Annotated in this window: 2 protein-coding genes; both read left to right on the plus strand. The window is 69.1% G+C overall.

Annotated features, from left to right (window positions below):
- Nucleotides 1-315 precede the first annotated feature (315 nt).
- Nucleotides 316-4,200 carry a phosphoribosylformylglycinamidine synthase gene (gene purL / locus VG543_RS17740; protein WP_154081343.1) on the plus strand — a complete coding sequence of 1,295 codons (3,885 nt, stop codon included), beginning with the start codon at nucleotides 316-318 and terminating at the stop codon, nucleotides 4,198-4,200.
- A 437-nt stretch (nucleotides 4,201-4,637) separates the two neighbouring features.
- Complete coding sequence (locus tag VG543_RS17745) at nucleotides 4,638-12,161, plus strand: ESPR-type extended signal peptide-containing protein (RefSeq protein ID WP_423178920.1); 7,524 nt, start codon at nucleotides 4,638-4,640, stop codon at nucleotides 12,159-12,161.
- Nucleotides 12,162-12,207 lie beyond the last annotated feature (46 nt).

The following is a 12,207-nucleotide window of genomic DNA, read 5'->3' on the forward strand; positions in this document are numbered from 1 at the left end:
GCAGGACCGTTGGCGCCATGGATGGCGCCATCGAGCCCCCATGGGTGAGGGCGCTTTGTTTGCGAAGCACTGCTTCGCAAGCGCCCGAACGCCCAGCCGCCAGCGGCTGGGCCGGACCGCGGAGCGGGGTTTACGGCGTGTCCTGCTGGCCCCCACCCCCCCGCCATCCCACGGGAACCCAGCTCTTGCTTGGGCCGTGGACGTTGCCGTTGCTTCGGCTGTTGCCTCGGCGGGTGCCGGGCGCCGCCCGGCCAAAGCCCTTCCCCCGCTTCCGGTACAATGTCGGGCCCGTTTCCCAACTACGGTTCCCCGGACATGATGGTCCTCGAGGGCGCGCCCGCCCTGTCGCCGTTCCGCCGCGAACGTCTTGAATCCCGCCTGCAGTCCATCGCTCCCTCCCTGCGCATCAGCGGTGCCTGGCACGTCTACTTCGTGCAGCCCGAAGGCAGCGCCGCCCCCGACCTGACCACCCTGTGCCGCATCCTCGAAGCGGCGCCGCAGGCCGAAGCCGTGGCCGAAGGCGCAGTCAGCCGCATCGTGGTGCCGCGCCTGGGCACGCTGTCGCCGTGGTCGAGCAAGGCCACCGAACTGGTCCGCGGTGCCGGCCAGCCGGTCAGCCGGGTCGAGCGTGGCCTGCGCATCGACGTGCAGGGTTGGCCGGCCGATGCCGCCGCCCAGCAGGCGCTGGTCAAGGCGCTGCACGACCCGATGACGCAGTCCGTGCTGGAGACCGTGGAACAGGGCCAGGCGCTGTTCTCGGCACCGGCCCGGGGTGAACTGGAGCGCGTGCCGGTGGACCAGCTGGAGGCCGCCAACCAGCGCCTCGGCCTGGCCATGGCCCAGGACGAGATCGACTACCTGCGCGAGCGTTTCACTGCGCTGGGCCGGTCGCCGTCGGACGTGGAACTGATGATGTTCGCGCAGGCCAATTCCGAGCACTGCCGCCACAAGATCTTCAACGCCAGCTGGACCATCGACGGCCAGGAGCAGGACCGCTCGCTGTTCCGGATGATCAAGAACACGCACCAGCAGACCCCGCAGCACACGCTCAGCGCGTACAGCGACAACGCCGCGGTGATTGAAGGCCATCCGGCGTCGCGTTACCGCCCGGATCCGGCCAGCGGCGAGTACCGCCGCGAGCCGCAGGTGCCCAGCGCGTTCCAGATCAAGGTGGAAACGCACAACCACCCGACCGCGATCGCGCCATTCCCCGGCGCCTCGACCGGTGCCGGTGGCGAGATCCGCGACGAAGGCGCGACCGGCCGCGGCGGCAAGCCCAAGGCCGGCCTGACCGGCTTCTCGGTTTCGCACCTGCGCATTCCGGAACTGCCGCAGCCGTGGGAGGCGCCGCGCGCGCTGAACCCGCGCATGGCACCGGCGCTGGAAATCATGACCGACGGCCCGCTCGGTGGCGCGGCGTTCAACAACGAGTTCGGCCGCCCGAACCTGCTCGGCTACTTCCGTAGTTTCGAACTGCCCGAAGGCGCCGATCTGGTGCGCGCCTACGACAAGCCGATCATGCTGGCCGGTGGCCTCGGCGCGATCGACCGCGTGCAGGTCGACAAGATCCCGCTGCAGGCCGGTGATGCGGTCATCGTGCTGGGTGGCCCGGCGATGCTGATCGGCCTGGGCGGCGGTGCCGCCAGTTCGGTGGCCTCCGGTGAAAGCGCCGAGGACCTGGACTTCGCCAGCGTGCAGCGCGACAACCCGGAAATGGAACGCCGCTGCCAGGAGGTCATCGACCGCTGCGTGGCGATGGGCGCCGACAACCCGATCAAGTTCTTCCACGATGTCGGCGCCGGTGGCCTGTCCAATGCCATCCCCGAACTGCTGCACGACTCCAGGGTCGGCGGCGTGATCGATCTGGGCAAGGTGCCCACCGATGACCCGTCGCTGTCGCCGATGCAGCTGTGGTGCAACGAATCGCAGGAACGCTACGTGCTGGGCGTGGCCCAGGAGCGCCTGGCCGAGTTCGCCGCGCTGTGTGCTCGTGAGCGCTGCCCGTTCGCTGCAGTTGGCGTGGCGACCGCCGAGGAACATCTGGTGGTGGCCTATGGCGCCGTGCCGGGCCACACCCCGGCCGACGCACCGATCGACCTGCCGATGGACGTGCTGTTCGGCAAGCCGCCGAAGATGCACCGCGACACTGCGCACCCGCCGACACCGCGCTGGCCGGCGCTGAAGACCGGTGGCCTGGATCTGCAGGAAGCAGGCCTGCGCGTGCTCGCGCACCCGACGGTCGCCTCGAAGAACTTCCTGGTCACCATCGGTGATCGCAGCGTCGGTGGCCTGACCGCACGCGAACAGATGGTCGGTCCGTGGCAGCTGCCGGTGGCCGATGTTGCGATCACCCTGGCCGACTTCGACGGCGTCGCCGGCGAAGCGATGTCGATCGGCGAGCGCACCCCACTGGCCCTGCTCGATGCGGCTGCTTCGGCACGCATGGCGGTGGGCGAAGCGCTGACCAACCTGTGCGCGGCGCCGGTCGATGCGCTGGATGAGATCAAGCTGTCGGCGAACTGGATGGCCGCGGCCGGCCACCCGGGCGAAGACGCACTGCTGTACGACGCTGTGAAGGCAGTGGGCATGGAACTGTGCCCGCAGCTGGACATCAGCATCCCGGTGGGCAAGGACTCGTTGTCGATGCAGGCGCAGTGGCACGACCAGGGTGAGGCGCACAAGAGCGTGTCGCCGGTGTCGCTGGTGATCTCGGCGTTCGCGCCGGTGGCCGACGTGCGCCAGCAGTTGACCCCGCTGCTCGACCGGGAGGTGGACAGCGAGCTGTGGCTGATCGGCCTGGGGGCCGGCAAGCAACGCCTGGGTGGTTCGATCCTGGCCCAGGTGCATGCCGACCACAGCGAACTGCCGGCCTTTGCCGGTGCCGCCCCGGACCTGGACGATCCGCAGCGCCTGCGGGGTTTCTTCGAACTGATCCGCGATGCGCGCCAGTCCGGCCTGCTGCTGGCCTATCACGACCGCAGCGACGGCGGTGCCTTCGCCGCGTTGTGCGAAATGGCCTTCACCTCGCGCCTGGGCCTGGACATCACCCTCGATGCCTGGGGTGACGATCCGTTCCGCAGCCTGTTCAACGAAGAACTGGGTGCGGTGGTGCAGATCGCACGCGAAGACCGCGCCGCGTTTGCCGACCTTGTCGAACGCCATGCATTGACCGAATGCGCGCAGCGCATCGCCAAGCCGACCACCGCACCGGTGGTGCGCGTGTCGCTGGGTGGCGAAAACTTGGCCGAATGGCGCTGGGAAGCGTTGTTCGACGCGTGGTGGTCGGTTACCCACGCGATGCAGAAGCGCCGCGACAATCCGGCCAATGCCGACGCAGAGCGCGAGGTGGCACGTGCCTTCAACGCACCGGGCCTGAAGCCGAAGCTCAGCTTCGATCTCAACGAAGACGTGGCCGCACCGTTCATCAGCAGCGGTGCGCGCCCGCGCGTGGCCGTGCTGCGCGAGCAGGGCGTCAATGGCCAGATCGAAATGGCCAACGCCTTCGAACGCGCCGGCTTCCGCGCCTTCGACGTGCACATGAGCGACCTGATCGAAGGCCGCGTGGCGCTGCAGGACTTCACCGGCCTGGTGGCCTGTGGTGGCTTCAGCTATGGCGACGTGCTCGGTGCCGGCCGTGGCTGGGCTACCTCGATCCTGGAGCGCAGCGCACTGCGTGATGCCTTCGCCGCGTTCTTCGCACGCGAAGACAGCTTCGCGCTGGGCGTGTGCAATGGCTGCCAGATGATGAGCCAGCTGAAGAACATCATTCCGGGTGCCGAGCACTGGCCGCAGTTCCGCCGCAATGCCAGCGAGCAGTTCGAAGCCCGTACCGCACTGCTGGAAGTGGTGGAGTCGCCGTCGATCCTGCTGCGTGGCATGGCCGGCTCGCGCCTGCCGGTGGCGGTGGCGCATGGTGAAGGCCAGGCAGTGTTCGACACGGCCGTCGACCAGGCCGCGGCCCGCGTCTCGCTGCGTTACATTGATGGCCATGGCAACGTTGCCAGCCAGTATCCGCTGAATCCGAATGGTTCGCCGGATGGCATCACCGGCCTCACCAGCAGCGACGGCCGGGTCACCATCATGATGCCGCACCCCGAGCGCACCCCGCGCGCGCTCAACATGAGCTGGGCGCCGGCCGAATGGCAGGGTGATTCGCCGTGGATGCGCATGTTCCGCAACGCACGGGTGTGGTGCGGCTGATCGCAGCATTGCGCGCACGGCGCAATGCCATCGCGTATGGAAAACCCGCCGCGTTGCCGGCGGGTTTTTCTTTGCGCGCGCGAAACCCTTGTCGCGCCCGCTAGTTACATCGATTTTCATGCGCCAGCAGTTCGTCACGTGTGCATAACGAAGTTCTTTTATAAACACGCGAAATGGTGAACTGCTTCACGGCAATAGGATTTGCCGTGTCAAAGTCTTGACGATCTGCAAAGTTGCCGTTAACACTTGAAGCCCGTTTCAGAATCATTCATTTCGCAGTAACCGCTTGGCGCATGCGCTCGGGTTTCTGTCGCTGCGCGCCGTTCGGCATTACCCGCAGTAAATCACGCGAATAGACGCCCCCAGGGGACGCTGGGCCAGAAGGCTCGGCAATGGCGTCGCTTTGCCCAAAACCAGTCCAATCAGGAGCCGTACCGATGAATCGGATTTATCGCAAGGTCTGGAACAAAGCATTGGGTCAGTTGGTGGTGGCCTCGGAGCTGGCCTCCTCCGACAGCAGCGGTGGTGTTGTCGACCAGCGCCGCGATACGACACAGGCCACGCCCGCGCTGTTGGCGGTGGCACTGGGCCTGGTATTGGGATTGGGCATGAGCAGTTCCGCCGCTGCACAGTCGGTGCAGATCGGTGGCAGCGCCACCTGTGTGGCACTCAGCGGCAAGCTGCTGGAAAAGTGCCTGGTTGAAGGCACGGCCAGTGCCAAGGGCAGCAACGCGGTGGCGATCGGTGGCAACAGCAGCGCCAGTGCAGCCAACAGCGTTGCGCTGGGCGCAGGCTCCAAGGCTACGCGCGCCAACACGGTGTCTGTCGGCGATGCCGGCAAGGAACGGCAGATCACCAACGTGGCCGCCGGTACCCAGGCCACCGATGCGGTGAACAAGGGGCAGCTGGATGCGCAGGCGCGCGCCACGCAGGCCGCGCTGGCGGATGTCGCCGCAGCTGGGGACCGCTACTTCAAGGCTGATGGCGCAGGTGATGACAGCGACGCGGCCAAGATCGACGGGCAAGGCGCGGTAGCCGCCGGTGCCGGCGCCCAGTCCCTGGCCAATGCCACCACCGCCATCGGCACCCAGGCCATTGCCGCCGGTCTCGGCGCCAGTGCGTTCGGACAAGGCGCATTGGCGATCGGCGATGCCAGCGTGGTGGTCGGGCAGAGCGCCGCAGCGTTCGGTCTCGGTGACACCGCCGTTGGCGCCAGCGCCTATGCCGCCAGCGAGAACGGCGCGGCCACCGCGCTGGGTGCGTTGTCCGAAGCAAGCGCCGACGGCGCCACTGCCGTAGGTGGTGGCGCTGTGGCGATGGGCCCAGGCAGTTCCGCACTGGGTCGAGGCGCCACTGCCGCAAACGAAGCCTCGATTGCGGTGGGTGCATTCAGTACCGCCGTGGGCGAATACAGCACCGCACTGGGCTCCAATTCGGCGGCGGTTGCCACCGGTAGCGTGGCGCTGGGCGCAGGCTCGCTGGCCGACCGTGTCGATACGGTGTCCGTCGGTGCGACCGAGTACGGCCTGACCCGGCAGATCACCAGCGTTGCGGCAGGTACTGAAGATACCGACGCGGTCAATGTCGGCCAGCTGAAGGACGTGGCTACCGTGGCCGATGCCACCGCCAAGCGATTCCAGGCTACTGGCAGCAGCAACAGCGATGCCGGCGCGCTGGCCGAAGGTGACGAGGCACTGGCGGCCGGCGAGGCGGCCAACGCCATCGGCAACGGCGCCACCGCTGTGGGCGCGGGCGCCAACGCCATTGCGCAGAACGCGACCGCCGTGGGCAACAACGCACTGGCCTCGGGCCAGAACAGTGCCGCGTTCGGCAACAACGCACAGGCCAACGGCCCGGGCAGCGTCGCCGTCGGTGGTGCCGCTGTCGATGCCGATGGCAATCCGCTGATCACCAGTGGCGGCGTACCGGTGGAAACCGGCGCCACCAGTGCCGGTGTCGGTGGCACCGCGGTGGGCGCCAGTGCCGAAGCCAGCGGCTTTGCGGCGTCGTCCTACGGGGTAGGTGCCTATGCCGCCGGCGCGCAGGCATCCGCGTTCGGTGCGGTCGCCAACGCCATCGGTGATTACTCCACGGCGCTGGGTACGCAGAGCAACGCCACCGGCACCAGCAGCGTGGCCATCGGTGGCCCGGCCGACCTGATTCCCGGCCTGGGTTTCTTCGTGCAGACCCAGGCCAGCGGCGAAGCGGCGACAGCCGTCGGTGCCGGTGCCATCGCAAGCGGTGACCGCGCGGTGGCCAACGGCAGCCTGACCGAAGCCTCCGGTGCTGAAGCCACGGCCGTTGGCTACTTCGCTTACGCCCCGGGTGAGAATGCCAGCGCACTCGGCGCGCAGACCTGGGCCAGCGGCGCACAGAGCACGGCCGTCGGGTACTACGCCACCGCGCGTGGCGCCAACAGCGTCGCGCTTGGCGCGAATTCCGAAGCGGTGCGCGCCAACAGCGTGGCCGTCGGCAGTGCCGGCAACGAACGGCAGATCACCAGCGTCGCTGCCGGCAGCGAAGCCACCGATGCAGTGAACAAGGCGCAGCTGGACGCCGTGGCCAGTACCGCGGACAACACCGCGCGCTTCTTCCAGGCCCAGCCGGAAGCGGGCAGTAATGCCGGTGCGCTCGCCGAGGGCGAAGGCGCGGTGGCGTCCGGTTCGTCGAGCAATGCGATCGGCGTCGGTGCGGTTGCACATGGCGCCGCCGCTTCGGCGATCGGTGATGACAGCGTGGCGGTGGGTCGCAACAGCAGCGCCACCGGCAACGGCGGTGTTGCCATCGGTGGCCTCGGCCAGGCCTACGACGAGTACAACCAGCCGATCATCGGTGCCGACGGCACGGCGCAGCAGGTAGGCACCACCGCCGTCGCCAACGCCACCGCAGTGGGCAGCGGCGCACAGGCCACCGGCGCCGCCAGCAGCGCGTTCGGCAATGCGGCCAAGGCCAGCGGGGACAACAGCTTCGCTGCTGGCGGCACGTCGCGTGCAACCGGCAGCTATGCGGTCGCGGTTGGTGACAGCGCCTTCGCCAGCAGCGATGACAGCACCGCGGTAGGGGGTTACAGCTGGGCGACGGCCAGTGGCGCAGCAGCGTTCGGTTCGGGTGCGTGGGCCACCGCCACCAACGCGTCGGCCTTTGGCAACGCGGCCTGGGCCAGTGGCAGCGGCGCAACCTCCATCGGCTACAACAGCTGGGCCAATGGGGCCAGTTCCACTGCGGTCGGCCGCGGTGCGTTCGGCTATGGCGACAACAGCGTGGCACTGGGCTTCCAGGCGCTGGGCAACAGCATCAACAGCATCGCCATCGGTACCAATACGGTGGCCGGCGGCGAAAGTGCGATCGCGTTGGGCGCCGGCAGCAACGCCAGCGCCAGCAATGCTGTCGCGCTCGGTGCCGGTTCAGTTGCCAGCCGTGCACGCACGGTGTCGGTGGGCAGCAGCGGCAACGAACGCCAGGTCACCAACGTCGCTGCCGGTACCCAAGCCACGGACGCGGTGAACAAGGCACAGCTGGATGCAGTGGCAACCACCGCCACCACCACCAGCCGCTTCTTCCAGGCCAGCGGCAACGGCGACGACGTGACTGGTGCCCTGGTAGACGGTGACAACGCGCTGGCCGCCGGTGATGCGGCCAACGCCATCGGCAACGGCGCCACCGCGCTCGGCAGTGGTGCCAATGCGCTGGCCAACAACGCGCAGGCGATCGGCTTCAACGCGCTGGCCAGCGCCGCCAACGCCAGCGCCGTCGGCGCCAACGCGCAGGCCACCGGTGAGTACGCCACCGCACAGGGCGCGGAAAGCGAAGCCAGCGGCGAGCAGAGCGCGGCGTTCGGCGCGGCCAGCGTTGCCAGTGGCGCCGGAAGCACTGCCAATGGCGTTCTGTCCGAAGCGTCCGGTGAAGAGGCCGTAGCCGTGGGCTACTTCAGCAATGCCAGCGGCGATGCGGCCACCGCTGTCGGCAGCGAGAGCGTGGCCAGCGGCACCGCGTCGGCAGCGTTCGGCATCGGTGCAGAAGCGACCGGTGGCTACAGCACCGCCATCGGTGGCTATGCGCAGGCCTCGGCGTTCAACGCCACCGCCTTCGGCAACTTCGCCAATGCCTCCGGTTCCAACAGTGTGGCAGTGGGTGGCGATGCGGAAGCCTCCGGTGCCTACAGCACGGCCACCGGCCAGGGCAGCCTGGCCACCGGCACCAACAGTGTTGCCGTCGGCGGTTCGCTGTTCGGCGTGCTGGCCACCGAAGCATCGGGCAACTACTCCACCGCCGTCGGTGGTGGCGCCTGGTCCGGTGGCATCAACAGCACCGCACTGGGCAACGCCGCCGAATCGCGCGCGTCCAACAGCGTGGCGCTGGGTGCCGATTCGATCGCCGACCGCGACAACACCGTGTCGGTGGGCGGTGGTGGCAATACCCGCCAGATCACCAACGTGGCTGCTGGCACGCAGGGCACTGATGCGGTCAACAAGAACCAGCTCGACGCCGTAGCCGCTGCAGCGGAAAAGACCAGCAGGCAGTTCCAGGCCAGTGGCAACGCCGATGGTGAAACCGGCGCCCTGGTTGAGGGCGACAACGCGTTGGCCGCCGGTGATGCGGCCAACGCCATCGGCAACGGCGCCACCGCACTCGGTAGCGGCGCCAATGCGCTGGCGGCCAACGCCACGGCGGTGGGCCTCGATGCGCTGGCCACCGGCGACAACGCCGCAGCGTTGGGCAGTGCCGCACAGGCCACCGGCGAAGACAGCCTTGCGCTCGGCACCGGCGCCAGCGCCAGCGAGCTGGGTGCCAGTGCCGTGGGTGCGCGTGCACAGGCCAGTGGTGCATACAGCACCGCGACCGGCACTGAATCCAACGCCAGCGGCACGCAGGCACTGGCCAGCGGCTTCCGCAGCGCCGCCTCGGCCGATGGCACCACCGCCGTCGGTGGCTATGCCGAAGCAAGCGGACGCCTCGGCACCGCGTTGGGCTATGGCTCGGCGGCCAGTGGTGCCAACACCACGGCAGTCGGCTTCGGCGCTGCCGCGGCCGGTACCGGTGCCGTGGCCGTAGGTCAGTCCAGCGAGGCCAGTGGCGAGGAGAGTGTGGCCATTGGTGGCAGCACCTTCTTCGGCTTGATCCCGTCGCGTGCCAGCGGCACTGGTGCAGCGGCATTCGGTGCGGGTGCGTGGGCGACCGAAGACTACGCGACCGCGATCGGCTGGAACTCGTGGGCGGATGCGGCGGATGCCACTGCGCTGGGTGCCGGTGCCACCGCCAGTGGGTTGAACAGCGTGGCGCTGGGCGCCGGCTCCAAGGCCGAGCGCGACAATACCGTGGCTGTGGGAACCGCGGGCGGTGAGCGCCAGGTGACCCATGTTGCAGCCGGCACTGAAGCCACCGATGCGGTGAACAAGGGCCAGCTGGACGCGGTGGCCAGCGTTGCCGACAAGACCAGCCGCCAGTTCCAGGCCAGCGGCAATGCCGATGGCGAAGCAGGCGCACTGGTGGAGGGTGACAACGCGCTCGCCGCTGGCAATGCGGCAAATGCAATTGGCAACGGCGCTACGGCGTTGGGCAGCGGCGCAACGGTGGTCGCTGCCAATGCCACGGCGGTCGGCGTCGACGCACTGGCCACGGCCGAGCAGAGCGTGGCCATCGGCAGCGGTGCCAGCAGCACCGCAGACAGTGCCGTTGCGCTGGGTGCACAGAGCAGCAGCGGCGGCGCCGCCAGCATTGCGATCGGCGCGCAGTCGCAGTCGCAGGGCATCGGGGCGACCGCTGTCGGTGGCATGGCCGAGGCCGCCGGCCTTGCGGCTACCGCAGTGGGCTACGGCGCGATCGCCGATGGCCGCGAAACGACCGCAGTCGGCAACTTCGCGCAGGCCAGCGGCTGGCGCGCCACGGCGTTTGGTGCAGGTGCCAGCGCCGGCTTCTTCGGCACCGCCGTAGGCAGTGCTGCGCAGGCCGCCGATGTTTCCACGGCGGTGGGCCAGGGCACCATCGCGCAGATCGCCGGCGCCGGCTTCGGCGTGCAGGCAAAGGCTGGCGAGTACGGCACCGCTCTGGGCAACAACGCCGCCACCGGGTTGAACGGCGTGGCGGTCGGCTTCAACGCACTGGCCGGACAGGATGCCGCCAGCGCCAGCGCCGGCCAGTTCACTACCGCCATCGGCAGTGAAGCGTGGGCCACCGAAGATGGCGCCACCGTGGTCGGTTACAACAGCTATGCGCAGGCCAGCAACGCGACGGTGCTCGGCAGCAACACCTGGACCACCAAGGACGCCGGTAACAGCGTCGCGTTGGGCGCGGGCTCGCTGGCCGACCGCGCCAACACGGTGTCGGTGGGTGCTGCGCAGGAGTGGCTCGATGCCGCCGGCGTCACCCACAGCGCGATCAACCGCCAGCTCACCAATGTCGCGGCGGGTACGCAGGCCACCGATGCGGTGAACAAGGGCCAGCTCGATGCAGTGGCCGCCACCGCCGATGCGGTCGGCCAACGCTTCAAGGCCAACGGTTCGGGTACCGCCAGTGCCACCGGCACCGATGCCGTGGCCATTGGCGGCAACGCCAACGCCAGTGGCGGCCGCAGCAATGCGTTGGGCAGCGGTGCCGCGGCCATCGGCAATGCGACGCTGGCACTGGGTGCCAACAGCGGCGCCAGCGGCAACAACTCGGTGGCATTGGGTGCCGGTTCGCGCGCGCTGGAGGCCAACGTGGTCTCGGTCGGCGGTGGCAACGGCACCGCCGGTCCGGCCACGCGGCGCATCGTCAACGTCGCCGACGGCCGCATCGCTGCCGGCAGCACCGATGCGATCACCGGCTCCCAGCTCAACGTCACCAACCAGCGGGTGGGAGCAGTGGAAACCCGCGTGGGTGACTTCGACTCGCGCATCGCGACGGTCGAGACCACGGCGGCCAGTGCGGTCGGCTACGACGACGCCAGCCGTGACCGACTGACCCTGTCCGGTTTCCAGGGCACCACCATCGACAACGTCGGTGCCGGCAGCATCGCCGCCGGTAGCCGCCAGGCGATCAACGGCGGGCAGCTGTTCCAGTCGCTAAGTGATGCCGCCAGCTTCCTCGGCGGTGGCGCCAGCGTTGGCATGCAGGGCGTGTTCGTGGCGCCGAACTACGTGATCCAGGGCGCCACCTACAGCAACGTCGGCGATGCGCTGGGCGCGCTGGACCGCAAGGTCAGCGAGATCGACCGTCGCACCGCCGGTGGCACGCGTGCCGGAACCGCCAGCCTGCGCGCGATGAGTGCCTCGCTGGATGACAGCCCGCTGGCCAGCGCCGCGGATGCGCGTGCAACAGCCGATGCAGCACCGGCCGGCACCGCGCGGGTGCAGGGTACGCCGACGGCCGCCGCGGCGGGTGCTGGCATTCCGGTCGGGACCCCGGCGACCGGCGCCAATGCGGTGGCCATGGGCGAGGGCGCCGTCGCCAGCGGCGCGTCGTCCACCGCCGTCGGCCAGGGTGCCAGTGCCACGGCTGCCAACGCCGTGGCACTGGGCCAGGGTTCGGTCGCCGATCGTGCCAACACCGTGTCGGTCGGCAGCGAAGGCAACGAACGCCAGGTCACCAACGTCGCCGCCGGCACCACCGCCACCGACGCCGTCAACAAGGGCCAGCTGGACCGTGGCGTAGCCACGGCGAACAGCTACACCGACAGCCGCGTCCAGGCCGTCGCCGACAGCTTCGATGTGTTCAAGGGCGAAATCGATGGACGCCTGCGCCACATGGACCGCCGCATCGACCGCCAGGGTGCGATGAGTGCGGCGATGCTCAACATGGCCACCAGTGCCGCCGGTATCCGCACCCAGAACCGGGTCGGCGTCGGCATCGGTTTCCAGGGCGGCGAGTCGGCGTTGTCGCTGGGCTACCAGCGTGCGATCAGCGATCGCGCCACGGTTACCTTCGGCGGTGCCTTCAGCAGTGACGACAGCTCGGTTGGCGTCGGTGCCGGCTTCGGCTGGTAAGCCAAACCACTGCGCCGGCGGCCACCCACGCCGGCGCCAAACCTGC

Origin of the sequence: Stenotrophomonas sp. CASM101, assembly GCF_049384845.1 — a bacterium.
Taxonomy (GTDB): domain Bacteria; phylum Pseudomonadota; class Gammaproteobacteria; order Xanthomonadales; family Xanthomonadaceae; genus Stenotrophomonas; species Stenotrophomonas hibiscicola.